Genomic DNA, 25,184 nt, shown 5'->3' on the forward strand with positions numbered 1-25,184 from the left:
ATGGCTGTACAACCGGAGGGCACACCCTGCTGGGCCGACGCGATGTTCGCCGACCTGGAGGGCGCGAAGAGCTTCTACGGTGAGGTGCTGGGCTGGACGTTCGGAGAGTCCTCGTCCGAGTTCGGCAACTACACGCAGGCGTACGCCGACGGCAAGGCGGTCGCCGCGGTGGTGCCCCCGATGCCCGGCCAGGAGGGCCAGTCGGCCTGGTGCCTGTACCTGGCCTCGCCGGACGCCGAGGCCACGGCGGCGAAGATCCGCGACAACGGCGGCGAGACCCTGATGGACCCCATGCGGGTCGGTGACTTCGGCACGATGCTGCTGGCCCGCGACCCCGGCGGCGTCGTCTTCGGCGTGTGGCAGGCCGGCACCCACGAGGGCTTCGAGGCGCAGGCGGTGCCCGGTGCGTTCTGCTGGGCCGAGGTCTTCACCCGGGAGCCCGAGAAGTCCGACGCCTTCTTCCCCGCGGTCTTCCCGTACTCGATGGTGAAGATGGCGGACGAGCACGTCGACTTCCGGATGTACAACCTCGGCGACAAGACCGTCCTGGGGCGGATGAAGATGGGCGACGAGTTCCCGCCCGAGGTTCCGCCGTACCTGAACGTGTACTTCACCGTCCCGGACTGCGACGCGGCGGTGGCGAAGGCCACCGAGCGCGGCGGCGTCCTGCGGTTCGGCCCGATGACCATGCCGTTCGGCCGGTTCGCCGCGCTGACCGACCCGCAGGGCGCGGCGTTCTCCGTCATCGACGTCCACACGACCGAGGGCGAGGTGCCCAAGATGTCGCCGGTGTCCTGAGCGGGACCGCCGAACGGTGCCGCCGGGGCTCCCGCCCGAGTTGCGGGGCCGCCGCACATGGGGTTGTTTCGAAGTAGGAAAGCCGGTGGGGCGCGCACGTGTGCGGCCCCACTCCCTGGTTGGGGGTGAACCACCGTGCTGTTCGCCGACCGCGAGGACGCGGGCCAGCAGCTGGCCGAGGCGCTCCACCACCTGGAGCGGGAGAACCCCGTCGTGCTGGGACTGCCCCGGGGCGGGGTTCCGGTGGCCTTCCAGGTGGCGCAGACGCTCGGTGCCGAACTCGATGTGATCGTCGTCCGCAAGCTCGGTGTGCCGCACCACGAGGAGGTGGCGTTCGGCGCCATCGGCGAGGGCGGGGTGCGGGTACTCAACGACGATGTCGTCTCCCGGCTGCGGGCCGGCAAGCAGGACCTCGCGGCGGTCGAGCGGGTCGAGGAGGCGGAGCTCGGGCGGCGGGCGCAGGTGTACCGGGCCGGGCGGGCGCGGATACCGCTCGGCGGCCGGACGGTGATCGTCGTGGACGACGGCATCGCGACCGGCGCCACGGCCGAGGCGGCCTGCCTGGTGGTGCGGGCACAGCAGCCGGCGCGGGTGGTGGCGGCCGTGCCGGTGGCGCCGCCGGACGCGGTCGTGCGGCTGCGCCGGAGCGCGGACGAGGTGGTGTGCCTGTCGGTGCCGCGCCTGTTCTACGCGGTCGGTGAGTGGTACCGGGACTTCACGCAGACGTCCGACGAGGAGGTCGTCACCCTGCTGGCGGAGGCCAGGAACAGCGGACATGTGACACCCGGCTGCGACTGAGCGGGACGCCTGCTCAGCCGCAGCCGCGCCGTACGGCGATCAGCCCGCGCAGTACGTGTCCTGCTCCGGTCGTGCCCCGGTGTTCAGGAACGTCGTGACCGCCCGGTCGCCGCAGGCGTTCCCGTTGCCCAGGTACATGCCGTGCCCACCGTGGTCGACGGCGACCATACGGGCCCGGTCCCCGAAGGCCGCCCGCATCTTCCGCGCGCCGGAGTACGGCGTCGCCGGGTCGCGCAGGCCCTGGACCATCAGAACGTTGGACGGTCCCGCGTCCGTGATCCTGGTCGGCTGCTCCGCGGGGGCGTCCTTCCAGAAGGCGCACGGGGTGACGTTCACCGAGATCCCGGCGGTCAGCGGGTGCTTCGCGCGGTCGACGGCGACGGCCCGCCGGTACGAGGGGACGGTGCCCTTCCAGCGCACGTCGTTGCAGACCACGGCCATCGAGACCGCCGCGTCCGCGTCCGGCAGCGGACCGGCCAGTGCGGCAGGCAGCACGGGCTTCACCGAGGTGCTCCGGGCCGCCTGGACGAGCTCCGCGAACCCGGCGAAGGCACCGTCGTCGTACATGCCCATCTGGAGCGCCTGGCGCAGCCGGTTGCCGGTCAGCGGGACGCCCGCCGTGGTGGACTCCCTCGGCTCCCGGTCCAGCCGCGCCGCCAGCTCCAGCACCAGCGGCCGCACGTCCTCGGCCCGCTTCGCGAGCCGCAGCCCCGCTTCCTCCCTGGCCGGGTCGGAGGCCCACCGCGCGAAGTCGGGGAACCGGTCCTCCGCGCCCACCGCCATGTTCGCCATCCAGCCCTGCGCGACGCGCGACGGGTCGGGGTCGCCGCTGCTGTCCAGCACCCAACGGTCCGTGTGCTGCGGGTACTTCTGCGCGTACACGGCGCCGACGTAGGTACCGTACGAGATCCCCCACGCCGACAGCTTCTCCTCGCCGAGCGCCTGCCGGAAGCGGTCGATGTCCCGCACCTCGTTGGCCGTGGTGAGGCTCCGCAGCACCGCTCCGCCGTTGCGCGCGCAGGCCTCGGCGATGCGCCGGGAGCGCGACACGTTCTCGGTGATCGAACCGTCGGCGGCGGGCCAGGACCGCATGTTCACCAGCTCCCGGTCCTCCGGGTCGAGCCCGCAGCCCGCCTTCGCGCTGCCGCCGACCCCGCGCGGGTCGAGGCTCACGATGTCGTACCGCCCCTCCGTCTCCTGCCGCAGCCGCTCCCCCTTCTCCTTCACCCGCTGCACCCCGGAGGTACCCGGACCGCCGGCGATCACCACCAGCGTCCCGCGCCGCGCGGCGGGCCGGTCGCTGCGGACCCGGGTCACCGCGAGCGAGAGCTGCGGACCGCCCGGATCGCGGTAGTCCACCGGCACCGGCAACTCCGCGCACTCCTGCCCGACGGGCCCGCCGGCCGTGGCACAGGGCCGCCAGTCGAGGGCGGGTACGGGGTTGGCCGACGCGACGGCCCGCGGGCCGGCGGCCCCGGTGAGAACGGTGGCGACGGTGGTGACGGACAGGGCGACGAACGCGGCGGTTTTTCCGTAAGTCCTCATGCCACAAGGCTGGTTGAGCAAGCGTCATCAACCCATCCGGGAGGCATGACGGAACACGGTGGGGTTAGCCCCCGGCGAACACTCCGGCCTTCACGCCCTCGACGAAGGAGGCGAACGAGGCGGCGGAGGCGGTCAGCACCGGGCCACCCGGATTCTTGGAGTCGCGGACGGGAACGACGCCGCGCGGGGCGACGAGGTTGGCGGCGACCTCCACGCAGTTGCCGCCATTGTTGCTGTACGAAGACTTGAACCAGCGGGGGGACTCGGTCGTGGTCGTCACGGGGTGCCCTTCCTCGTCTCTGACGCAACGCTTCAGCGTGGAGCCGAAGTTGATGGCCGTCAACGGGGCAACGCGACGCCGACAGCGAGAAGCCCCACCATGCGGTGCACGGCGGGGCAATCGCGGATCGCATGCACTGGGGCTGCTGATTCAGACGGCAGCGAACTCTCCGGCCTTGACGCCCTCGACGAAGGAGGCGAACGAGGCGGCGGAGGCGGTCAGCACCGGGCCACCCGGATTCTTGGAGTCGCGGACGGGGACGACGCCGCGCGGGGCGACGAGGTTGGCGGCGACCTCCACGCAGTTGCCGCCGTTGTCGCTGTACGAGGACTTGAACCAGCGGGGGGACTCGGTCGTGGTCGTCACGGGGTGCCCTTTCGTGCCTCATTGATCATGGCCACCGATGCCGCCTGGGACAGCGCTTCGGCCTGTAGCTGATGGTAGGCCGTCAACAGCGGGAGCACAGAGGTCGTATCGCGCTCCAGATGCCCCCGCATCTGGGATTCCGCGTACGCGATCACGGACATGTCCGACAGCGTCAGCAGGTTCATCGGGAGATTGAACGTGCGTCGCTCGCCCATGTCGTACGGAGCGATCTGGAGCACGGTGTTGGGCAGCTCGGCGAACTCCAGCAGGCGGTCGAGCTGGGCGGCCATGATCTCGTTCCCGCCGACCCGCCTGCGGATGCAGCTCTCGTCCATCACCACCATCATCATGGGAGGACGGGGACGCACCAGCGCACCCTGACGCTCCGCCAGGAACGAGACCCGCTCGGCTGCTTGTTCCGGAACGATCGCCCCTCGCCGCAGCGCGCTGTCCGCCAGCACCCGCGCATACTCCGGCGTCTGCAACAGCCCGGGGATGATGCCGATTTCATAGAGCCGGATCTCGACCGCACGCCCCTCGTGCCCCACGTACTGCGGGAAGCCCTCCAGCAGCGAGCCGTGCCGGATCTCGCGGTACTGGCGTTCGAACGTGTCTGCTGTTTCTCCGGTGCCGAAAATCTGATCCGCACTGCGCGAGAACCGAAGAGTCGGCATCTTGCGGCCGGTTTCGACGGCGGAGATGTGCGTACCGGAGTAGCCCACCCGTTCGGCCAACTCCTCCTGCTTCCATCCGCGTTCCTCCCGGAGTCTGCGGATGCGTGCGCCGAAGGCTGCCTGCGGGCTGCTCTCGGGGTCCAACTCCTTGCGGTTCAACGGCTGTCACCTGACTCTTCGCTCGCACCCAACAAGTTGAAGCGCCCCCAACTGTAGGCCAATCTGGGTCCGCTTAGTAGTGGAACGACTACGGAGAGGAATGACCCGTGTCCGCGAAGACCGGTTCCCCGGCCGGGCAGAAGCCCTGTCCCGGGTGTCAGGAACTCCGCCTGGCCGAAGCCCTCGCCAACGATCAGCGCGACTACAGCAGGGCGACGGACTGCCGGGTACTGCTCCGGCGCCACCGGGACACGGCGGACTGCGCGGAACAGCGATCGGCATGAGCGGACGAGCGCCCGAGCCCGCACCGGAGTCGCCCGGGTTCACCCCGTCGCGCTGGCCGCCCTGCGAATGCGCGCGGTGCCGTTCCGGCGGGAGCGGCAGAGCTGCGGAATCCGCGTTGATACGGCGGCTCCGGGCCAGGGTCGTCGAGGAGAACGAGCTGCGCAGCTCGCTCCGGCGGACGTGGTGAGGACCCCGGCCGCCGCTCTCGTCACACTTCCGCTCCGCCGTCCGTCAGTGCAGTGAGGGCGCGGCGAGAACGCCGCCGCGACCGTGACGGACAGCGAAGGAGAGACATCATGCAGGCACGTATCGACAACCCGGCCGAGATCCTTCCCGAGGCCCTGCCGCCCGTGCTGGGCCTGGTCAAGGCCATCGGCAAGGCGGGGCTGCCGGAGACGACGCTCGAACTGGTCGGACTGCGGGTGAGCCAGATCAACGGCTGCACCTTCTGTGTCGACGGGCACGTACGCAACGCGCGGAAGGCCGGTGAGAGCGACGAGCGGCTCTTCGCCGTGTCGGCCTGGCACGACGCGCCGTACTTCACCGACGCCGAGCGGGCCGCGCTGGCGCTGGCGGAGCACTCGACCCGGCTCAGCGACCGCTACGACCCGGTTCCGGACGCCGTCTGGGACGAGGCCGCCCGCCACTTCAGCGAGAAGGAGCTCGCCGGCCTGGTCCTCGCGATCGGTCTGACGAACCTCTTCAACCGCATCAACGTCACCACCAAGCAGCCCCCGGGCAAGACCTGGTAGGCCCCGCGCCGGTCACACCCCCGGGCGATAGCCTGGGGGTGCGGCAGGCAGGAGAAAAGCGCTCATGGGAAGCCCGAACCCCCAAGGTTCCGTCGTCGCGGTGGTCGCGCTCGGCGGCGCGATCGGAGCCACCGCCCGCTACGGGGCCGCGCTGCTCTGGCCCACCGCCCCGGGCGGCTTCCCGTGGACGACGCTGGTCGTGAACGCCGTCGGATGCGCGGTTATCGGCGTCTTCATGGTGGTGATCAGCGAGGCGTGGACGGCACACCGGCTGGTGCGGCCGTTCTTCGGTACGGGGGTGCTCGGCGGCTTCACCACGTTCTCGACGTACGCGGTGGACATCCAGCGCCTGCTCGACGGCGGCCGTGCCCGCGCCGGGCTGGCGTACCTGGGACTGACGCTGCTCGCGGCTCTCGCGGCGGTGTGGAGTGCGGTGTGGGCGACCCGCCGCGTGCTGGCCTGGAGGCAGTCATGACGACGCCGGGGACGGAACGGGGCCTGCGGCTGACGGTTCTCGTCGGCGAGTCCGACGGCTGGCACCACCGGCCGGTCTTCACGGAGATCGTGCACCGGGCACATCTGGCCGGTCTGGCCGGTGCCAGTGTGTTCCGGGGCATCGAGGGCTTCGGCACCTCGTCGATGATCCACACCCAGCGGCTGCTCTCGCTGAGCGAGGACCTGCCGGTGGCGGTCGTGATCGTGGACACGCAGGAGCGCGTCCGGGCGTTCCTGCCGCTGATCGGGGAACTGGTCGCGGGCGGCGGGGTGGCCTTCCTGGACGAGTGCGAGATCGTACGCTTCGGCGACGAACAGGAGCGGGGCCGGTGAACTGGCTGCTGGTGATCGTCGGCGCGGCGGTCGGGGCGCCGCTGCGCTATCTGACCGACCGGGCCGTGCAGTCCCGCCACGACAGCGTCTTCCCGTGGGGGACCTTCACGATCAATGTGTCGGGCTCGCTGATCCTGGGCCTGCTGACCGGCGCGGTGGCGGCCGGCGCCGCCTCCTCGCACCTGCAACTGCTCATCGGCACGGGGCTCTGCGGGGCGCTCACCACGTACTCGACGTTCAGCTACGAGACGCTTCGGCTGGCCGAGGACGGCGCGAAGTCCTACGCGGTGGCCAATGTCGTGGGGAGCGTGGCGGCGGGGCTGGCCGCGGCGTTCGCCGGGGTCGCGCTCGCACGGGCGCTGTGGGCGTAGGACGCGGGGATCGCGGGCGGGGAGCGGTCGGCGTCCCCTGCCACCGCAATGCGAGACGGTGGCAGGGGAACGCCGTTGAGGAGGAGCCGTCACCGAGCGCCGGGCGATTCAACCCGTTCCGCGCCGACAGCGGTCCGTCAGGCGCCGACGCTAGGCAACCGTCCGCGCGCCGAACCGGGAACCACGCCGGTACGCGTCCCGGCACCACCCCAACGGCGGGCGCCCGGCGCCCGGGGGCCCAGGCTGCCGTCACCCGGCCGGCGGCCTTGATCCACCGGTACCCGCGGTGATTCGCTGACTGATCCGCATCCATGTCCGTCACGTGACCCACCTGGCGTTCATGGTCCGAGAGCGAAACGAGAGGTCTTCAGTGCCGGACAGCAGCATCACCCCGCAGCCGCGCCCCGTCACCGTCGTCACCGGTGGCAGCCGGGGAATCGGCGCCGCGACCTGTATCCGTCTGGCGGCGGACGGGCACGACCTCGCCCTGGGCTTTGTGAGCAACGCCGAGGCCGCCGAACGTACGGCCGCGGCGGTACGCGCCGCCGGGGCGCGCTGCGTCACGGTGCGGGTGGACACCGCCGAGGAGGCCGATGTGGAGCGGCTCTTCGACACCGCGGCCGAGCAGCTGGGCCAGGTGACCGGGCTGGTCAACAACGCGGGCGTGACCGGCCCGCTCGGGCGGCTCGCCGACACCTCGGCCGAGACGCTGCGCCGCGTCGTGGACGTGAACCTCCTCGGCTACCTGCTCTGCTGCCGCCGGGCCGCGAAGGACATGGCGGCCGGCGGGGGCGGCGCGATCGTCAATCTGTCCTCGGTCGCGGCCACTCTGGGCAGCCCCGGGGAGTTCGTCCACTACGCGGCCACGAAGGCGGCGACCGACGCGCTGACGGTCGGGCTCTCCAAGGAGCTGGGGCCCGACGGCATCCGGGTCAACGCGGTCGCGCCCGGCATGATCGACACCGACATGCACGCCACGGCGGGCGACCCCGGCCGCGCGGACGCGGCCGCCCCCGGGATCCCGCTCGGCCGCGTCGGATCCGCCCCGGAGATCGCCGCCGCCATCGCCTGGCTGCTGTCGGGCGAGGCGTCCTACGTGACCGGGACGGTCCTGCGGGTCTCGGGCGGCCGGTAACAGGGCGCGGCGGGCCGGCAGCGAAACGTGGCGGGCCGGTCGCGGGCTCGGCGGGCCGGGAACGGGCTCGGCGGGACCGGTCGCGGGCGCGGCGGGACCGACAGCGGCTGCGGCAGGGCTGGCAACGGGCTCGGCGGGCCGGGAACGGGCTCGGCGGGCCGGGAACGGGCTCGGCGGGACCGGTCGCGGGCGCGGCGGGACCGACAGCGGGCGCAACGGAACCGGCAGCCGAGCGTGGCGGGACCGGCAGTGGGCTCCGTGGGGCCGGGGCCCGCTTCTCCGTGCCCCGCCCGTACTCCCCCGGCGCCGCCGTCCCGCGCGCCCGGCACCGTACGAATTCATGGAGCCTTCGCCCAGGTGTGGCCCTTACGGACCGGTTCCTCCCCCACCCCGCGGCTAGCTTGCAGACGATCACCCCAACGTTCGTCCCTACGCTCGTCCCCCGCGGAGACATCCATGTGCAGCCCCCTCCACCAGCCCGACGGACCGCTTCTGCCCGGCGCGAGCCGCCGTACGTTCCTGCGGGCGACCGCGCTCACCGGTGCCGCCACCGCGGCCACCGGGCTCGCGTCCGCCACGCCCGCCGCGGCCGATGCCCAGCAGCACACCGGTGCCGTCGCGGCCGGTTGGCGGCCCGACCCCGAGAACCCCAGATTCACGCTCGTCGTCATGCCGGACACCCAGTACCTCTTCGACGGGGCGAGCATCCACAAGGCGCCGGTCGAGGCGTCGTTGCGTTACGTGCTCGACCACGGGCGCGACGAGAACATCGTCTTCCTGTCCCATCTGGGCGACCTCACCGAGAGCGGCCAGGCAGGCGAATTCGCGGCGATCGGCGAGGCGTTCGAGCTGCTCGACCGGCGACGGGTCGGCTACAGCGTCGTCGCGGGCAACCACGACATCAAGTCCTCCACCGACGACCGCCGCGGCCGCACCCCGTACCTGGACACCTTCGGTCCGAAGCGCATGCGGCGCCTGCCGACGTTCGGCGGGGCGACCCCGGACGGCTACAACACGTACCACCTGTTCCGCGCCGCCGGGCGCGAGTGGCTGGTGCTGGCGCTCGACTGGCGGCCGTCGGCGGCCGGGCTCGCCTGGGCGAAGGACGTCATCGCCCGGCACCCCCGGACCCCCGTCATCCTCACCACGCACGAGCTGGTGTACGCGAACGCGGACGGCGACGAGGCCGAACTCTCCGACCACGGAAAGCACTTGTGGGACGAGCTGATCGCCGGGAACGACCAGATCTTCCTCACCCTCAACGGCCACTACTGGCCCGCCGGGCGCACCACCCGCAGGAACACCGCGGGCAACGACGTCCATCTGCACATCACCAACTACCAGAACCGCTACTACGGCGGCAGCGCCATGATCCGCCTCTACCGCTTCGACCTGGCCAGGAACACCATCGACGTGGAGACGATCTCCCCGTGGGTCCTCGGCCGCGCGGGCGAGCGGCTCAACGACCTGGAGCGCGGCGAGATCGAACTGACCGGTCCGCAGGACTGTTTCGCCGTCCCCATCGACTTCGAGAAGCGCTTCGCGGGCTTCGCGCCCGTGCCCGCGCGGGGCCCCCGCCCGGCGAAGCAGCTGCTGATACCGGGCACCGTCGCCTACTGGCGCTTCGACTCCCCCTCGCACCCGGACGGTTCCGCCGCCGAAGCCGGTCTGCGCGTCCCCGACCTGTCCGGGCACCGCAACGACCTGGTGCGCGAGGCCGTTCCCGGCAGTGCGTCCGACGCGCTGCGCTGGTCCGCCTCCCACCACCCCGACCAGCCCGGCCACGGCAGCCTCTACTTCGACGGCTCGAAGCCGCCGCTGCGCGGCGCGTATCTGCGCACGGAGAACAACGCACCGCTCAACACCAAGACCTTCAGGTCCGGTTACACCATCGAGGCCTTCCTCCGCCTCCCCGCCGACTGGGACGCCGGACGCAACGCCTGGGGCGCCGTACTAGGCCGCCGCGGCACCCTCGGGGCGGCCGGCAAGACCTCCGGCGACCCGGAGGAGCCCGTCGCCACGCTCTCCGTGTCGGACGGCCCCGGGCTCCAGTGGGCGGCGGCGCCCCTGAACCAGCCGGGGGGCGTCACCAACTGGAGCCACGAACTGCCGCGCGAACGGTGGTGGCACGTGGCGGTCGTCAACGACGGGAAGCACACCACGATGTACATCGACGGCTGCGTGGTCGCCCGCAACCCCGCCACCCGCACCACCGGTCTCGCCACCGTGGGCCTGCCCTGGCTGCTCGGCGCCTACGAGTACGGAGGCAGGCTCGACCAGCTGATGCACGGCTGGCTCGGCGACATCAGGATCGTCGAACGCGCCCTGCGGGTGCAGGACTTCATGACCGCCTGAGACCGGCCTTCGCCCAGGGGCCGCGGCTCCCGGGCGACGGCCGGTCCGGGGACCGCGGCTCCCCGGGAGGGGCGGGCGCGGCCCCCGGGGTCACCCCGCCCGGTTGGTGCGGCGCTGCTTCGCGGCGGCGCGCGCCGCGGCGTCGGGCAGGTCGGAGCGGCGGGACGAGCGGCCCGCCTTCGTGGGGGCGGTGCCCCGGCCCCGGAAGGGCACGCTGCGGGGGCGCTCCGTCGTCGGCGCACTGCCGTCGACGGGCACGCCGGAGGGCTTCCGCGCGCCGGTGATCCGGCTCAGCTCGGCCTCGCCGGAGCGGACCTGGGCGATCTTCGGGGTGATCCCGGCGTCGGCCATCAGCCGGGTCATCTCCCGGCGCTGCCCCGGCAGCACCAGGGTGACGACACTGCCGGACTCACCGGCGCGGGCGGTGCGGCCGCCCCGGTGCAGGTAGTCCTTGTGGTCGCTCGGCGGATCGACGTTGACGACCAGGTCCAGGTTGTCGATGTGGATGCCGCGCGCCGCGACGTTCGTCGCGACCAGCACCGTGACCTGGCCGTTCTTGAACCGGTCCAGGGTGCGGGTGCGCTGCGGCTGGGACTTGCCGCCGTGCAGCGCGGCGGCCCGCACCCCGCTGCCGAGCAGGTGGCCGGTGAGCTTGTCCACGGCGTGCTTGGTGTCCAGGAACATGAGCACCCGGCCCTCGCGGGCCGCGATCTCGGTCGTGGTGGCGTACTTGTCCGCGCCCTGCACGTAGAGCACGTGGTGCTCCATCGTGGTCACCGCGCCGGCCGCCGGGTCGACCGAGTGGACCACCGGGTCGTGCAGGTAATTGCGCACCAGCAGGTCGACGTTGCGGTCCAGGGTCGCCGAGAACAGCATCCGCTGGCCCTGCGGCAGCACCTGGTCGAGCAGCTCGGTGACCTGCGGCATGAACCCCATGTCGCACATCTGGTCGGCCTCGTCGAGGACGGTGACGGAGACCCGGTCCAGCCGGCAGTCGCGGCGCTCGACGAGGTCCCCCAGCCGGCCCGGCGTGGCGACGACGACCTCGGCGCCGGAGCGCAGCGCGGAGGACTGCCGGCCGATCGACATGCCGCCGACGACGGTGGCCATCCGCAGCCGGAGCGCGCGGGCGTACGGGGCGAGCGCGTCGGTGACCTGCTGGGCCAGTTCCCGGGTGGGGACGAGGACCAGGGCCAGCGGGCGGCGGGCGTCGGCCCGGTTGCCCGCGATCCGGGCCAGCAGGGCCAGGCCGAAGGCGAGGGTCTTGCCGGATCCGGTCCGGCCGCGCCCCAGCACGTCGCGCCCCGCGAGGGAGTTCGGCAGGGTGGCCGCCTGGATCGGGAACGGCGCGGTGACGCCCTCGGCGGTGAGTGCCGAGAGCAGCGGCTCGGGCAGGTCCAGTTCCGCGAAGGCGGAAATGGCGGGCAGCGCCGGAGTGATGGTCTTCGGCGGTGCGAACTCGCCCTGTACGGAGGCGGGCCTGCGGCCGCCGGAGCGGGGACGGGAATAACGGTCGGTCGAACGTGCTGTGCGATCGCGGTCCATGCAGGACCCTTCCTCGACGGGGCGCGTATCGAGGAATTCACTGCGGCGGCGGGCGGCACAGGAATCGCAAGAACGGGCCGTTGACAAGCCTGGGCGAAGCCCGGCTGCGAAAAATGAGCCGCGTTCACGTGGCTCGGGCGGGCACCGGACCGTACGGACGACAGCGAACCGGGGCCCGCACCCGGAGGTGCGGGCCCCGATCGTGCAAGTCGTCACAGCGCGACGGCGCCGGAGCGGCCGGATCAGGCCGGGGTGATGTTCTCCGCCTGCGGGCCCTTCTGACCCTGCGTGACGTCGAAGTTCACCCGCTGGCCCTCCTGGAGCTCACGGAAGCCGGTGGCCGCGATGTTCGAGTAGTGGGCGAAGACGTCGGGGCCGCCGCCGTCCTGCTCGATGAAACCGAAGCCCTTTTCCGCGTTGAACCACTTGACGGTGCCAGTAGCCATGTTCTGTCTCCTTCATGGGGGGCAGTTCCAGGGGAGCCGCACGGTGCGGATCCCACGTCGCCGCGATGATTGCCCCATCCGGAAAAAGCACCGGAAAACACAGAAGCGCAGCCCCCGGCGCATTGAGCCGGGGAGCACACTTGGAGTCTTCGGGAACCACAACTGCAACTGCTTCCAGAATAGCACGGCGGAAGCGACCGGACAGGGAAATAAATTACGGTCCACCGATCCGGATCCACCCCTGAATTGAGCCGGGAATTGAGCCCGGGACCGGGCCGAGAATTGAGCAGGGAATTGAACTCCGATTCGAATCCCGGTCCGAATGGAATGCGAATCCACCCGGAAATCGCGTGAAATTCTTTTCGGCCGGAAATCGGCAGGTGTGCGACCGAACCGGACCCCCCGCGGCGGCGCCGTCCCCGGACACGCCGGGGCAAGGGCAGTTGATGACGGCCTGACCAGCAGTCATAATGTACGCGTAGCCCTTCACGCATCCCCCGTCGTGAAGGGCTACACCCATGCCCGCACACCATGTATGTGCGTCATGCACCTTTTGTCCGTGGTGAATTCACACGAAACCCATGGATTCCACAGGCAGGGGACTCCCCTCGTGGTCCCCTGCCCGTGTTTTTTCGAGTTAACAGTGACGTAGCGTGTTTACGCAAGCCCGTTTCCGTACCACCTATCGCCCACCGCAATGAGAGCGGCGCGCCGGGGTTGGTTACAGTACGAGCCCGTCGACCGAATCGACGACCGTGAACGCCGATCGCACGGGAGCGGATACGTGGGGGACCGGATGGACAGCGCCGAGGAACGCACACCGGAGCTGCGGACGTTGCAGCAGAAGGTCGAGTACATGGTGGAGGAGACCTTCCCCGGCCAGAAGATCTCGGGGCGTTTCTTCGCCGATCTGGTCAGGGAACGCGGCGGATCCCTCTCGCACAGTTACTTCTCCAACATCCTGGCCGGGAAGGTCACCCAGCCCTCCGAGGACATCCTCAAGGCGCTCGGTCTGGGATTCGGCGTGGACTGGCGTTTCTTCAAGGAGGAGTCCGAGGTCGTCGACGACGTGGTCGCCGGGCTCCAGTTCCTCGCGATGCGGCGTACGGGGGAGATCAGCGGAGTCGCCGGGCGCGGCCTCGACGAGGACGGTCTTCCGCCGGAGCTGCTGCAGTTCGCCCTCTCGCTGCTTCAGGACGCCAAGGGCCGGCAGGGCGCGGCCGACGGCGGCGGCGTCCATGGCGAGCCGGAGCAGTAGACCGCCATGTCGATGCGCGAACTGCGGAAGGAGTGCGAGGCGGGGCTCGCCGACCTGCCCATCCCCGCGCCCTTCTCCATCGACGCACTGGTGGCGAACATGGAGGCGGCCCGCGGCCGCACCATCGTGCTGCACGAGATGCCCGACCGGCTGGCCCGCGTCAACGCCGCCTGCGGGCTGCGGCTGAAGACCGGCCGGACCAGCTTCGTGCTCTACCGCCGCAGACCGACCGCGTACCAGACCCAGCACGTCATCCTGCACGAGCTGTGCCACGAGTGGTTCGACCACGGCACCTCCCTCGATCCGGAACAACTGCGGCGGCTGCTGCCGGTGTTCGACACCTCGCTGATCACCCGGGTCCTCGGAAACGGCCCCCCGCCGCCGCAGTCACCGCCCCCGCCGTCGCCGGTCGTGGCCACGATCGCCGACGCGCTCCGGTCCGGGGACGGCACCGTGCAGGCCCGCGCGCAGTACGACACCCACGACGAGCGCATGGCCGAGTTCGGGGCCTCGCTCATTCCCCGCATGGCCATGGACGTGACCAGTGACGACATGGTGGGCCGGCTGGCCAACTCCCTGTCCCGCCCGGTCGCCAACCGCCGCCGGGGCCTGTTCCGCCGCTCCTGACACCGCACCTCTCCCCGTACCCCCCACCCCGAGGAATCCGCCGTGACCCCGCTCGACCTCGCCGGCTATCTCGTAGCCGCCCTGATGACGGCCGTCGCACTGTGGCGCATGCCGGCCGCCCTGTGGGGCGACGAAGAAGACAAGCGCCGCCGGGCCCTGTGGGGCTGCTACGCGGGCTTCGCCGTCGCCCTGTGGACCAAGACCCGGGCCGTGCGCATCGCGCTCAACGACAGCGCCGTCACCGACCTCGCCGTACTGATCAAGCACTACACGGCGACGATCGCGATCCTGGCGATCCTCAGCTACATCGTCGCGATCTACGGCCAGTACCCCGACGGCGGAACCGTCCCCCGGCACGTACGGTTCGCCCGCATCATCCAGCAGGTGGCGGCCAAGGCGTCGATCGCCACGCTGATCCTGCTGACGGTGCTGTTCTTCACCGTCGTCGACCGCTCCGTCCCCTCGGACCGCTTCGTCGCCGACCACGCGGGACAGTGGGGGGCCACGCTGTACATGAGCGTGTTCTACCTCTACCTGGGCGCCGCGTCCGCCGTCTGCGCCTACCAGTGGGCGCTGGCCACCGCCGGTGCCGGGCTGCGCCATCTGCGGATCGGCCTCGGGATGATGACGTTCGCCATGTTCATCGGGGTCGGCTACACCGTCAGCCGGACCCTGTTCCTGTGGGTCGGCGCCGTCGACACCCCGAGCGAGTCCTTCGCGCTCCGCTTCGACGAGATCACCGAGGCCGCCCAGGTGGTGCTGTTCGCGTTCTTCGCCGTGGGCGCCTCCATCCCCGCCCTCAGCAAGGGGCGGCGGCGCGCGAAGCTCTGGCGGGCCCAGGCCGGACTGCACGGCCTGTGGCGCGAGCTGATGACCGCGTTCCCCGAGCAGCCCTTCGACCCCCCGGCCTCGCTGGCCCGCGAACTCACCCGCTTCGGCACCCCCGCCGACCTGCGGATCGACCGCTGGGCCGCCGACATCGCCGACGCGCTGGAGAAACTGCGCCACTACGTCCCCGACACCCTGCTCCCGGCCGCGAAGAGCGCCGCCTCGGACGGCTCCGCGGACTCGGAGAAGGCGGGCCCGCTCACCGAGGCCTACTGGATCAAGGCCGCGCTCACCGCGAAGAACAGCGGGACGCCCGCCTCCACCGCCGCCGCGGTCGAGGCCCAGCACGCCACCGACCAGGACGGCGAGGTGGCCTGGCTGGTCCGGGTCGCCACCGCCTACCGGACCGTCCCGCAGGACCGGGCCGCGCAGGTGCTGGCAGCGGCCCGGTCCGCCGCCGCCGACCCGTCCGCCGCGACCGCGGCACCCCGCACCGCCTCCACCGAGGAGACAGCATGACCACCACCGACACCGCCCCCGCCTCGCCGGACAACGCCGTCGCGCGCACCGTCACCGACGTCTTCCAGCCCCGCAACGTCCTGCTGATCGGCATGCTCGGCATCGGCCTGGCCGCCGCCGGCCACTGGACCGGCCTGCTCTGGGGATTCCTCGGCGCCCTCTGCGCGGGCCTCATACCCGCCGGGTACATCGAATGGGAGCGCGGGCGCGGCACCTGGGGCGACCGCCACGTCGTCGACCGCACCAAACGGGCGCCGATCTTCTTCGTGATCCTCGGCTCCATCGGCACCGGTTCGGTGGTGATGGTGCTGGGCGACGCCCCCGCCGGCATCCTCGTGGTGATGCTCGCCCTGTGGGCGATGACCGTGATCCTGCTGGCCGTCAACACGGTCTGGAAGATCTCGGTGGACGCCGCGGTCGCCTCGGCCGTCGTCGCCCTGCTCGCCGCGGTCCACTCGCCGTGGTGGCTGCTCGGCTACGCGATGACGCTCGCCGTGTGCTGGTCACGGGTCGCGCTCCGGTACCACTCGGTGGCCCAGACGGTCGCCGGGGCGTCGCTGGGGGCCGCGACGGCGGGCGCGTTCCTGCTGGTCTGACCCGTACCGGTGCGCGCCGGGTGGTGGCGGGAAACATCCGTTGGAACGGCCGCCCGGACGGGTACAGGTGCCCCGTGCCGAACTTCGAGATCACCACCGCGAGCGCCGACGACCTCACCATGCTGGCCGAATGGGCCCACGAGGAGGGCTGGAACCCCGGACTGACCGACCGTCACGCGTTCTTCGCCGCCGACCCGCGCGGCTTCCTGATCGGCCGCCTCGACGGCGAACCGGTCTCCTGCGTCTCGGTGGTCCGTTACGGCACCGACTCCGGCTTCCTCGGCTTCTACCTGACCCGGCCCCGGCTGCGCGGCCAGGGGTACGGAATCCAGCTCTGGCGGGCCGGCATGGCACGGCTGGACGGGCGCAACGTCGGCCTGGACGGGGTGGTGGCCCAGCAGCCCAACTACCGCAAGTCCGGCTTCCGTTCGGTGTGGACGAACATGCGCTACGAGGGCCTGCCGCCGGCCGGCCCGGCCGCCCCGGCCGGCATCGAGCTGGTCGACGGGCGCTCCGTGCCCTTCGACCGGCTCGCCGCCTACGACCGCCGCTTCTTCCCGGCCGACCGCGACAGCTTCCTCGCACCGTGGATCGCCCACCCCACCCGCACCTCGCTCGCCGCCGTCCGCGACGGCGAGCTGTGCGGCCTGGCGGTGCTGCGCCCCTGCCGTACGTCGTCCCGGATCGGCCCGGTGTACGCGGAGTCGCCCGAGGTGGCCGGCGCCCTGGTCGGCGCGGTGGCGGCGACCGATCCCGGCGTCCCGGTCGCGATCGACGTGCCGGACGTCAACCCGGCCGCCGTACGCCTCGCCGAACAGCTGGGCCTCACCCCGTCGTTCGAGACCGCCCGGATGTACACGGGACCGTCGCCCGACATCGACCACACCGGCCTGTTCGGCATCACCAGTCTGGAGCTGGGCTGAGGGCCGTTCTCAGGGGCTGTCCGGGGCGGCCTCCGGCGTGCCCCTCCCGGTGGGCCGGGTCCGGGAGGCCAGCACCGCGATGTCGTCCTCCGCCCCCGGCCCGAACCGTACGAGGACGTCGTCCAGCAGCTGCTCCAGGCTGCCGCCGGCCGGCAGGCTCAGTTCCCTGAGACGGTCGACCGAGACGTCGATGTCCTCGCCGCGCCGCTCGACCAGACCGTCGGTGTACAGGAACAGCACCGTGCCCGGATCGAACTCCATCAGCGTCGTCCGGTACCCGCCGAACCCGGTGCCGAGCGGCGGACCCACCGCCATCTCGTCGCACACCCGGGCACCCGCCCCGGGTTCGATCAGCACCGGCGGCAGATGCCCGGCGCTGGCCACCTCGCACGCCCTGCCGAAGCGGTCGACGACGGCCAGCAGACAGGTGGCCGCCCGGTCCAGCCCGGACCGCTCGACCATCCGGTCCAGCTGTTCCAGGATGCGGTGCGGCGGCAGCTCGTCGTCGGCGAACATCCGCAGCAGGGAGCGGTAGTGGCTCATGGCGACCGCCGCCTCCACCCCGTGCCCCATCACATCGCCCATCGCCTTGAGATGCCGCCCGTCGCGCAGCGGAATGACGTCGAACCAGTCACCGCCGACCATCACGCTCCGGTCGGCCGGCAGATAGCGGGTGGCAATCTCGATGTGCGGGTGCGGCGGGCGCGGCTCGGACAGCAGGGAGCGCTGGAGCTCCAGGGCGATGGTGTGCTCGTGGGCGTACCGGCGGGCGTGGTCGAGATCGACGGCGGCCCGGCCGGCGAGCTCCCGGGCGATCACCACGTCCTCGTCCGTGAAGACCGGTGAGTCGCCCGCCCGGATCAGCCCGAGGATGCCGAGCGGGCCGCTGCGCACGGTGACGGGCACGATGACCGCCGAGTGCATTCCGAGGGCCCGGTAGGCGGCGAGCCGTTCCGGGCCGGGGGCGGAGCGGGCGAGCTGTTCGTCGGTGGTGAGGTTCTCCACCACCGGCTGGTTGACCGCCAGACAGCGCTGTACGGCGGCGCCCTCCTGGTAGTCGATGTACTCGTCGGTCAGCCCGAAGCCGTCCAGCTCGTCGCGGAGCGCGGGCACCGCCCGCAGCGCCGCCCGCCGCAGCCGCAGCACCCCGGGCGGTGCGGGCCGGACCGGCGGGGCGACGTCGGGCGGGAACACCTCGACCGTGGCGAGGTCCGCCAGCCCCGGCACGACGAGGTCGACCAGCTCGGCGCAGGTGGTGTCCATGTCGAGCGTGGTGCCGATCCGGGCGGCCGCGGTGTCGAGCAGGTTCAGATGGCGCCGGGCCTGCTCCAGCTCGCGCTGCCCCTTGTCCGAGGTCATGACCTCCAGCACTATCCCGGCCACGCCGACGACCCGCCCGCCGATCTCCAGCCGGTGGTACGCGCCGTGCCAGTACCGCCGGACCGTGGCGGCCGCGGCGGTGAATCCGCTGGAGGTGATCTCGCGGGACTTGCCGTCGGCGAGCACCGCCCGCAGCATGTCCTCGCGCGCGTCGACGCCGGGCAGCACCTCGGAGACGGTGCGTCCCAGATGTTCGGCGGCCGGGATGCCGTTGAGCCGTTCGAGCGCCCGGTTCACATAGAGGTAGCGCAGCCCGGTGTCGAGCACGCCCACCCCGGCCATGGTGCCGTCGACCAGCGCGGCCAGGGCGCGGGGGTCGAACGGCGCGGGGCCGCCGGCGTACGTATCGGCCTGCACGTCAACCTCCTGGGCGGGCGCGGACCACCCGCTGCCCGGCCCTCAATCGTCGGCCGCCCGCCCCCGCCGCGCATCCGCAGACCGGGCCGGCGGCCGCCGTGCGGGCCGGGCCGCGTACGCCCCGGCCGCCGCGTCAGGTGAGCGGATGCGAGGTCCGGCCGGACGCGTCGTCGATCTCGTCGTGCGCCTTCGTCAGCATCTTCATCGCCAGTTCGTTGAGCGCTCTGGCTCCCGCGATCTCCTCTCCCACCCTCGGCTGGTGCTTGTCGGAGGGGTGGCGGCTCGCATATCCATGGGCGCGCACCTCGGACCCGTCCGGGAGCCGGACCAGGGCGGCCGCGCGGGTGCGATGGGTGTCTTCTTCGAATTCCAGTTCGACATGCCACCCGACAGTTGTCATCACCATGACGATCACCTCCCTACCAGGGTGCGCCCGTTCCCCCACCCCTGCACCACGGCACCGGGCCGGGGCCCGCCCCGCCCCTCGTCACACCCCTCGTCACGCCCTTCGTCACGCCACGAGGTTCGGGTCGTATCCGAGCGCGAGCAGAGTCCGGCGGAAGTCCGTGGTGAGGCCGGAACGGCGGACGGCCTCGACGAACTCACCATGCCTGAAGGCGGTGTTCGCGTCGTGCCCCCTGATCGCGAGGACGAGCTTCTTCCCGTTCTCGGCGTTGCCGAGCAGCGCGCGCAGGGTCCGGAAGCCGGTTGACGCGTTCTTGGCTTCCTGGTCGATCGTCGTGGCCGCCTTGTTCTCGTTCGACAGCTCCCCGCCGGGCCGCTTCCGCTTCTTCGTCTCGATGCTCATCAGATCCCGGTGCAGCGCGGCCAGCCCCACCTGCTGCGGAAGGACGTTCACGACGATGCTCGACGCGGGAAGCTGCGCCGGCGCCGCTCCGGCGGGAGTGGTGGTGGCGGTGGGCTGGTCGGCGAGGTCCTGCGGCTCCGGCTGGTACATGTGCGCCGAGAGCGACGGGACACCGCCGACCGACAGCAGCCCGGTGTTCGTCACGGCGGCGGTCTCGATGAAGCCGCCCAAGGTCCCCGAGTTCTGCCGACGCAGGCCGGGGACACCGGAGTTGGTGGCCAGGGCGTGGGCGGTCGGATCCACCACGCCGTTCATGGCGTCGGCCTGCGAACCGTGCAGGTTCCTGAAGTGCGCGCCCTTGTTGAGGGTCATCGTGGGCAGCGCCGCGCCAGTGGGTTCCGCCACCGTTCCCACCCATTGCGTCGGCACCCAACGCTGGAACGAGACGGTCTCCGCGTACAGGAGGTCGGCCAGGGTCCGGGTGGGGTCGGCCGGCAACGTCGTCCTGGCCAGTACGTCGAGGACCGGGACGGGAATGATGCCCGCCGCCACCAGTTGCCGTCCGGTCCGCTGGTACGTGTCCGAGGAGTAGCTCACCTCGACCCGGTAGCGGAACGGCTGCCCGGTACGCACCAGCTCCTCGGCGATTCTCTCCCAGCCCCGCATCAGCCCCTGGTTGAAGTTCTTGTTCTCCTGGGGCGCGATGTTGCCGTGCACATCCGCGTCCCGCGCCTCCATCAGGGTGTGCTCGACCAGATGCCCGCCGTCGTAGGTGTTGCCCAGGTTCTGCCGCCCGAAGATGGCCCGCTCCATGGCGCCGAAGTGGCCGTACGGCCCGATCACGCCGTTGTCCCGGTTGCTGCCGTCCGCGTTGCGGTGGGACGCCGGGTCGATCTCGGCCGTGACCGCTCCGGCCCGGTGGAAGCCGCTCCGGTAGTCCGCGGCCCCGACCAGGCCCAGCGCGGCGAAGAAGTACTGCTCCGGCAGCCCGACTTCCCGGAAGTACTTCTCGAACGCGGTGTGCAGGCTGTCCACGGGCAGCGGAGCGTTCGTCTCCCTGGGCGTGATGCTGCTGAAGCGGGACTTGCGCTGGATCACCGGCGTACCGCCACCGGTCGCCGGGACGGCCCGCTGTACGGGCGCAGCGCCCTGCCGGGCGGCGGCCGCGGGGCTCGCGGGGCTTGCGGGGACGGTGGGGACCGGCGCGGCCATGACCCGGCGCGCGGTGCTCTCCGCCTCCCGCTCGAACCGGTCGGACGGATCGGAGACCCGCAGCCCCGCGCCGTTGTCCCGCCCGCTCACCCGCCCCCGGCGCTGCTGGATGACGTGGGTCAGCTCATGCGCGAGGGTGTGCCGGTCGACGCCGCCGCTGCCGAGGACGATGTGGTTGCCGCTGGTGTAGGCGTGCGCGCCGATCTCGGCGGCGGATGCCCGCGCGGCCGATTCGTCGTGCACCCGGACATCCGAGAAGTCGGCGCCCAGCCGGGATTCCATCTCGGCACGGAGCGCGCCGTCGAGGGGCCTCCCGGGCCCGCGCAGCACGTCGTGCACGGCGGATCGCTGGACGTGGGGCGCGTCCTGCTCGCCCGTGACCCCCGCCCCGCCCGTGCCGTATGTACCGTCCGTGCCGCTTGCCCAGGGGTACCCGGCCCCGCGGAGCATCCGCAGGACGACCGCGTTCCCCACCCGGCCCTGCTGCGCCATCAGCCCCGCCGGCGGCACCTCGCGCCCTGCCGCCCGCGTACCCGGCAGCGGCGTGCGGGAGCGCTCGTTCCCCCTGGTCCTGTCCTGGTCCTGGGCACGCAAAACGGGACCTCTTCCCCTCCGGGAGCAGCGACACCTCCTGGATACGGGGTGGACGGGGGCCACGGCTAGGGGGCCGAGGGCAGGGCGGGGTGACCGGGCGGACAGGGTGGAGGGAGCCGGGCGGGCAGCGTCCGGCAGGTGTTCCCGGCGCCGCCCCCGCGCGCAGGCGTTCCCGGCGGCGCCCCGGGACGCGGGGCGCACGGCGGCGCCCCGTCACACCTCCAGCCGGTCCAGGTCGAGGGTGCCGTCCACCGCCGGGGCGTCCGGCGGCAGCGCGAGCGCGGCCTCGACCGGCCCGGGCAGCGGGCCCAGCCCCAGCAGCCCGGCCACGATCCGGGCCGTCAGCGCGTGCCACTGCCCGGCGCGCCGGAGCATCGCGTGATCACTGCCCCGGACCGCCACCAGACAGGCGCGGGCACCGGCCGGCCGGGCGCGGACGGTGAGGTGCTGGGAGGCGCGGGGGCTGGTGATCCGGTCGCGGGTGCTGTGCAGCAGGACGACATCGCGGTCCGCCAACTGGTCGACCGGGTCGTCGGCCGGGCACCACGGGGCGAGGCCGACCACCCCGCGCACCAGCGGGTGACCGGCCGCGCGGAGGGCGGCGCGGGCCCCCATCGAGTGACCGACCAGGACCACCGGGATGTCCCCGGCCTCGCGGCGCAGCGCCTCCAGGGCGCGTACGGCGTCGTGCAGCGGGTCCTCGCGGGGGCCGTTCCAGCCGCGGTGGGCGTAGCGGGCGGTCCGTACGAGCACGCCTCCGTCCTCGCCTCCCGTGGCCCCCGCGACGGACCGGGCGAAGGGACGCATCCGTACGGCCGGCAGATTCAGCGGGCCGGGCGGCGGCGCGGCCAGGCCCGTCTCGGCCCCGCCGTGCAGCAGGAGCACCGCCGCGGACGGACCCACGGTGGACGGCGGTCGTGCCATGCGTACCTCCTGGTGCGGGAAGCCGGTCCCGTACCGAGCATGCTGTACGGAGCACGCCCGGAAAACCCGGCAGCACCGGACCACGGAGGAAACGACATGGCACCGTCCCCGCAACTCGGCCTGATCGCACCGGACTTCACACTGCCCGGCGGCGTGCTCGGCGGCGAGAACTTCGAGCGCCGCGACTACACCCTGGCCGGGGCGCGCGGCCGCTGCGTGGTCCTCGCGTTCTACCCGGGCGACAACACGGCGGTCTGCACCAAGCAGCTCTGCTCGTACTCCTCGGGCCTGGAGGCCTTCGAGGAGCTCGACGCGGAGGTCTGGGGAATCAGTCCACAGGGTGTGGACAGTCATGAGTCGTTCGCCCGCGCCCACGGCCTGCGGATGCCGCTGCTCGCGGACACCGACCGGGAGACCGCCCGCGCGTACGGGGTCGCGGCACCCGGGATCGGGGTGCGCCGGGCGGTGTTCCTCATCGGGCCGGACGGAGTGCTGCGCTGGAAGCACGTCGCGCTGCTGGGTGCCACGTTCCAGTCGGCGGCCAGACTGACCGAACAGCTCTCCGGCATCAAGAGCGCGTAAAAGATTGCCGGAACCCGGCAGTGCCCACTGGCCTACAGGTATGGGATCATCCAGCCAGTTCGACGGAAATGCCCGGGGGATTTCGAAGATCGGGGAGGGTGACCAGGTGACCTTGTTTCTCGGTCTCGGCATTGCGGGAATCGTTCTGCTCGTGCTGTCCCTGATCTTCGACGGAGTCCTGGAAGGGCTCTTCGGGGGCGTACTGGACGGTCTGTTCGACGGCCTCCTGTCCCTCCCGGTCATCGCCGGATTCCTCTCGATGCTCGGCTTCGGCGGAGCGATCGTGCTCGGCGCCACCGGCGCCGGCACGGTCGTCGCGACCGCCGCCGGAGTGCTGGCCGGGCTCGTCGCGGCCTGGCTGACCTGGAAGTTCAGCCGGGCCCTGATGCGGGACCAGACCAGCGTCACACCGCGCAGCGACGATCTCGTGGGCACCTCCGGATCGGTCGTCACGGCCATCCCGGCCGACGGCTACGGAGAGGTCCTGCTGCAACTCGCGGGCCAGCCCGTGAAGCTGGCGGCGAAGAGCGCGACGCCGGTCCCACGCGGCACCGAGATCTGGGTGGAGTCCGCGCTGTCGTCCACCTCGGTCGCGGTCCGCCCCGTCGAGCACTGAGCCCGGCACCCGAACGCCGGGTCCGGCCGCCGGGCGCGGGCCACCGCCCCGGCCGATCCACCGTGCCGCACCGCACCACCCCGCGGCACACCGCCCGAAACCTAGCTGCCGTTCCCGCAGGGAGGCAGGGGGGACACCTTTATGAGCCCAGTCGTGACCGCAGTCGCCGGAGTCGTCGTACTCCTGGTGCTGCTCGCCCTCGTCGTCATCACCCGCTACAAGGTCGCCGGGCCCAGCGAGGCGTTCATCATCACCGGCCGCCGCGGCAAGAAGTCCACCGACCCGGTGACCGGCCGCACCAGCATCGACAACAGCGGCCAGAAGGTCGTGGTCGGCGGCGGCGTCTTCGTCGTCCCGTTCGTCCAGCAGAAGTTCACCCTGGACCTGTCCAGCCGGCACATCCCGATCGCGGTGCGCGGCGCCGTCACCCTGCGCGGTGTGAAGTCCAACCTGGAAGGCGTCGCGATCGTCAAGGTCGGCGGCAGCGAGGAAGCGATCCGGGCCGCGGCCCAGCGGTTCCTCCAGCAGCAGGACGGCATCGTCGGCTTCACCCAGGAAGTGCTCTCCGGCGCGCTGCGCGCCATCGTCGGCCGGATGTCGGTCGAGGACATCATCCGTGACCGGGCCGCGTTCGCCGGGCAGGTCGCGGAGGAGGCCGAGGCCAGCCTCTCCGGCCAGGGCCTGATCCTGGACGCCTTCCAGATCCAGGACATCACCACCGAGGGCTCCTACCTGGAGGACCTCGGCCGTCCGGAGGCCGCCCGCGCCAAGCAGGAGGCGGACATCGCCGAGGCGATCGCCAAGCGGGCCTCCGAGCAGGCCCGGCTGAAGGCCGCCGAGGAGATCGCCATCGCCGAGCGGACCTTCTACCTCAAGCAGGCGGAGATCAAGGCCGAGACGGAAGCCGCCGCGGCCAAGGCCAACGCGGCGGGCCCGCTCGCCGAGGCGGCCCGTCAGCAGGAGGTCCTGGAGGAGCAGGAGAAGGTCGCCCAGCGCCAGGCCGCACTGACCGACCGCGAGCTCGACACCAAGGTCCGCAAGCCCGCCGACGCCGCCCGCTACCAGGCCGAGCAGGAGGCCGAGGCCCGCCGGATCGCCCAGGTCAAGGAGGCCGAGGCGGACGCCGAGCGCTCCCGCCTGACCGGTCAGGGCGAGAAGCTGCACCGCTCGGCACTCGCCGACGCCGTGCGCATCGAGGGCGAGGCGGAGGCCGCGGCCATCGCGGCGAAGGGTGCGGCCGAGGCCGAGGCCATGCAGAAGAAGGCGGACGCCTTCGACCGGTACGGCGACGCGGCCGTGCTCCAGATGCTGGTCGAGGTGCTGCCGCAGGTCGTCGCCAAGGCGTCCGAGCCGCTGAGCGCCGTCGACAAGATGACCGTGATCTCGACGGACGGCGCGAGCCGGCTGTCGCGCACGGTCACCGACAACGTCGCCCAGGGCATGGAACTCCTCAGCTCCACCACAGGGGTCGACCTCGCCGCCCTGCTGAAGAACCTCAAGGGCTCGGGCCCCGGGGCCGAGACCCCGGCCCAGCCGGAGACCGCCGCCGCGCCGAACGGCAAGATCGAGATCACCGACTGATCCGGCGGAACGGCTCCCGTACGTGCCCGGGTGGTTGCACAC

General features: G+C 72.0%; 26 protein-coding genes and 1 pseudogene. 17 read left to right on the forward strand and 10 right to left on the reverse strand.

Annotation, left to right across the window (positions count from 1 at the left end):
- Together AADR41_RS18655 and AADR41_RS18660 are read left to right on the forward strand one after the other, a co-directional pair.
- A complete protein-coding gene (locus AADR41_RS18655; protein ID WP_342282544.1) occupies positions 1 to 798 on the forward strand; it encodes a VOC family protein in 798 nt (265 codons plus the stop codon).
- 135 nt (positions 799 to 933) lie between these two features.
- Positions 934 to 1,560, forward strand: a pseudogene (locus tag AADR41_RS18660) (phosphoribosyltransferase); the annotation flags it as partial.
- A gap of 75 nt (positions 1,561 to 1,635) precedes the next feature.
- On the opposite strand, the gene AADR41_RS18665 reads toward AADR41_RS18660, so the two are convergent.
- The 4 genes from AADR41_RS18665 to AADR41_RS18680 form a co-directional block, all read right to left on the reverse strand.
- Positions 1,636 to 3,141: an alpha/beta hydrolase gene (locus tag AADR41_RS18665; RefSeq protein ID WP_342282545.1), complete on the reverse strand. Its 1,506-nt coding sequence runs from the start codon at positions 3,139 to 3,141 to the stop codon at positions 1,636 to 1,638.
- Positions 3,142 to 3,205: 64 nt separating this feature from the next.
- Positions 3,206 to 3,421, reverse strand: a complete 216-nt coding sequence (locus AADR41_RS18670) for a DUF397 domain-containing protein (RefSeq protein WP_342282546.1) — start codon at positions 3,419 to 3,421, stop codon at positions 3,206 to 3,208.
- Between the two features lie 150 nt (positions 3,422 to 3,571).
- Positions 3,572 to 3,787: a DUF397 domain-containing protein gene (locus AADR41_RS18675; RefSeq protein ID WP_342282547.1), complete on the reverse strand. Its 216-nt coding sequence runs from the start codon at positions 3,785 to 3,787 to the stop codon at positions 3,572 to 3,574.
- A complete protein-coding gene (locus AADR41_RS18680; RefSeq protein ID WP_342282548.1) occupies positions 3,784 to 4,620 on the reverse strand; it encodes a helix-turn-helix domain-containing protein in 837 nt (278 codons plus the stop codon). Before AADR41_RS18680 ends, AADR41_RS18675 begins: the two co-directional genes overlap by 4 nt.
- A 107-nt stretch (positions 4,621 to 4,727) precedes the next feature.
- Between AADR41_RS18680 and AADR41_RS18685 the strand changes: the two genes are divergently transcribed.
- The 7 genes from AADR41_RS18685 (at position 4,728) to AADR41_RS18715 (ending at position 10,346) form a co-directional block, all read left to right on the forward strand.
- Positions 4,728 to 4,904: a hypothetical protein gene (locus tag AADR41_RS18685; RefSeq protein ID WP_342282549.1), complete on the forward strand. Its 177-nt coding sequence runs from the start codon at positions 4,728 to 4,730 to the stop codon at positions 4,902 to 4,904.
- Positions 4,905 to 5,201: 297 nt separating this feature from the next.
- Positions 5,202 to 5,657, forward strand: coding sequence for a carboxymuconolactone decarboxylase family protein (locus AADR41_RS18690; protein ID WP_342282550.1), 456 nt, complete (start codon positions 5,202 to 5,204; stop codon positions 5,655 to 5,657).
- A 64-nt stretch (positions 5,658 to 5,721) separates the two neighbouring features.
- Positions 5,722 to 6,132: a fluoride efflux transporter CrcB gene (gene crcB / locus AADR41_RS18695; protein WP_342282551.1), complete on the forward strand. Its 411-nt coding sequence runs from the start codon at positions 5,722 to 5,724 to the stop codon at positions 6,130 to 6,132.
- Positions 6,129 to 6,485, forward strand: a complete 357-nt coding sequence (locus tag AADR41_RS18700) for a DUF190 domain-containing protein (RefSeq protein ID WP_342282552.1) — start codon at positions 6,129 to 6,131, stop codon at positions 6,483 to 6,485. The genes crcB (AADR41_RS18695) and AADR41_RS18700 overlap by 4 nt, the downstream gene beginning before the upstream one ends.
- Positions 6,482 to 6,856: a fluoride efflux transporter CrcB gene (crcB, locus tag AADR41_RS18705; protein ID WP_342282553.1), complete on the forward strand. Its 375-nt coding sequence runs from the start codon at positions 6,482 to 6,484 to the stop codon at positions 6,854 to 6,856. Before AADR41_RS18700 ends, crcB (AADR41_RS18705) begins: the two co-directional genes overlap by 4 nt.
- A 340-nt stretch (positions 6,857 to 7,196) precedes the next feature.
- Positions 7,197 to 7,991: an SDR family NAD(P)-dependent oxidoreductase gene (locus AADR41_RS18710; protein ID WP_342282554.1), complete on the forward strand. Its 795-nt coding sequence runs from the start codon at positions 7,197 to 7,199 to the stop codon at positions 7,989 to 7,991.
- A gap of 456 nt (positions 7,992 to 8,447) precedes the next feature.
- On the forward strand, positions 8,448 to 10,346 hold the full coding sequence (locus tag AADR41_RS18715; protein WP_342282555.1) for a LamG-like jellyroll fold domain-containing protein: 1,899 nt from the start codon (positions 8,448 to 8,450) through the stop codon (positions 10,344 to 10,346).
- Positions 10,347 to 10,436: 90 nt separating this feature from the next.
- Here AADR41_RS18715 and AADR41_RS18720 read toward each other — a convergent pair whose 3' ends face one another.
- Together AADR41_RS18720 and AADR41_RS18725 are read right to left on the reverse strand one after the other, a co-directional pair.
- On the reverse strand, positions 10,437 to 11,891 hold the full coding sequence (locus tag AADR41_RS18720; protein ID WP_342282556.1) for a DEAD/DEAH box helicase: 1,455 nt from the start codon (positions 11,889 to 11,891) through the stop codon (positions 10,437 to 10,439).
- Between the two features lie 242 nt (positions 11,892 to 12,133).
- Positions 12,134 to 12,337: a cold-shock protein gene (locus tag AADR41_RS18725; protein WP_093547863.1), complete on the reverse strand. Its 204-nt coding sequence runs from the start codon at positions 12,335 to 12,337 to the stop codon at positions 12,134 to 12,136.
- Positions 12,338 to 13,133: 796 nt separating this feature from the next.
- Here AADR41_RS18725 and AADR41_RS18730 point away from each other — a divergent pair.
- The 5 genes from AADR41_RS18730 to AADR41_RS18750 all read left to right on the forward strand — a co-directional run bounded on the left by AADR41_RS18730 (position 13,134) and on the right by AADR41_RS18750 (position 17,088).
- Positions 13,134 to 13,595: a hypothetical protein gene (locus tag AADR41_RS18730; protein ID WP_342282580.1), complete on the forward strand. Its 462-nt coding sequence runs from the start codon at positions 13,134 to 13,136 to the stop codon at positions 13,593 to 13,595.
- Positions 13,596 to 13,601: 6 nt separating this feature from the next.
- Entirely contained in the window at positions 13,602 to 14,222 is a 621-nt protein-coding gene (locus AADR41_RS18735; protein WP_342282557.1) for a toxin, read from the forward strand.
- Between the two features lie 42 nt (positions 14,223 to 14,264).
- Positions 14,265 to 15,569 (forward strand): MAB_1171c family putative transporter, encoded by a 1,305-nt coding sequence (locus AADR41_RS18740; RefSeq protein WP_342282558.1) that lies wholly within the window; start codon positions 14,265 to 14,267, stop codon positions 15,567 to 15,569.
- Positions 15,566 to 16,165, forward strand: coding sequence for a hypothetical protein (locus AADR41_RS18745; protein WP_342282559.1), 600 nt, complete (start codon positions 15,566 to 15,568; stop codon positions 16,163 to 16,165). Before AADR41_RS18740 ends, AADR41_RS18745 begins: the two co-directional genes overlap by 4 nt.
- A gap of 74 nt (positions 16,166 to 16,239) precedes the next feature.
- On the forward strand, positions 16,240 to 17,088 hold the full coding sequence (locus AADR41_RS18750; protein ID WP_342282560.1) for a GNAT family N-acetyltransferase: 849 nt from the start codon (positions 16,240 to 16,242) through the stop codon (positions 17,086 to 17,088).
- Between the two features lie 9 nt (positions 17,089 to 17,097).
- On the opposite strand, the gene AADR41_RS18755 is transcribed toward AADR41_RS18750, so the two are convergent.
- The 4 genes from AADR41_RS18755 to AADR41_RS18770 form a co-directional block, all read right to left on the reverse strand.
- Entirely contained in the window at positions 17,098 to 18,825 is a 1,728-nt protein-coding gene (locus AADR41_RS18755; protein ID WP_342282561.1) for a SpoIIE family protein phosphatase, read from the reverse strand.
- A 133-nt stretch (positions 18,826 to 18,958) separates the two neighbouring features.
- Positions 18,959 to 19,231 (reverse strand): DUF1876 domain-containing protein, encoded by a 273-nt coding sequence (locus tag AADR41_RS18760; RefSeq protein WP_342282562.1) that lies wholly within the window; start codon positions 19,229 to 19,231, stop codon positions 18,959 to 18,961.
- 105 nt (positions 19,232 to 19,336) lie between these two features.
- On the reverse strand, positions 19,337 to 21,439 hold the full coding sequence (locus AADR41_RS18765; RefSeq protein WP_446751069.1) for an eCIS core domain-containing protein: 2,103 nt from the start codon (positions 21,437 to 21,439) through the stop codon (positions 19,337 to 19,339).
- Positions 21,440 to 21,652: 213 nt separating this feature from the next.
- Positions 21,653 to 22,363, reverse strand: coding sequence for an alpha/beta fold hydrolase (locus AADR41_RS18770; RefSeq protein WP_342282563.1), 711 nt, complete (start codon positions 22,361 to 22,363; stop codon positions 21,653 to 21,655).
- 96 nt (positions 22,364 to 22,459) lie between these two features.
- Here AADR41_RS18770 and AADR41_RS18775 point away from each other — a divergent pair, with 96 nt between their 5' ends.
- From AADR41_RS18775 to AADR41_RS18785, 3 genes are all read left to right on the forward strand, one after another.
- On the forward strand, positions 22,460 to 22,945 hold the full coding sequence (locus tag AADR41_RS18775; protein WP_342282564.1) for a peroxiredoxin: 486 nt from the start codon (positions 22,460 to 22,462) through the stop codon (positions 22,943 to 22,945).
- A 106-nt stretch (positions 22,946 to 23,051) separates the two neighbouring features.
- Positions 23,052 to 23,561 (forward strand): hypothetical protein, encoded by a 510-nt coding sequence (locus AADR41_RS18780; RefSeq protein WP_342282566.1) that lies wholly within the window; start codon positions 23,052 to 23,054, stop codon positions 23,559 to 23,561.
- 141 nt (positions 23,562 to 23,702) lie between these two features.
- Positions 23,703 to 25,142, forward strand: coding sequence for a flotillin family protein (locus tag AADR41_RS18785; protein ID WP_342282568.1), 1,440 nt, complete (start codon positions 23,703 to 23,705; stop codon positions 25,140 to 25,142).
- The last annotated feature ends 42 nt before the right edge of the window (positions 25,143 to 25,184 follow it).

Source organism: Streptomyces sp. CLV115, from assembly GCF_038448545.1.
Taxonomy (GTDB): Bacteria; Actinomycetota; Actinomycetes; order Streptomycetales; family Streptomycetaceae; genus Streptomyces; species Streptomyces sanglieri.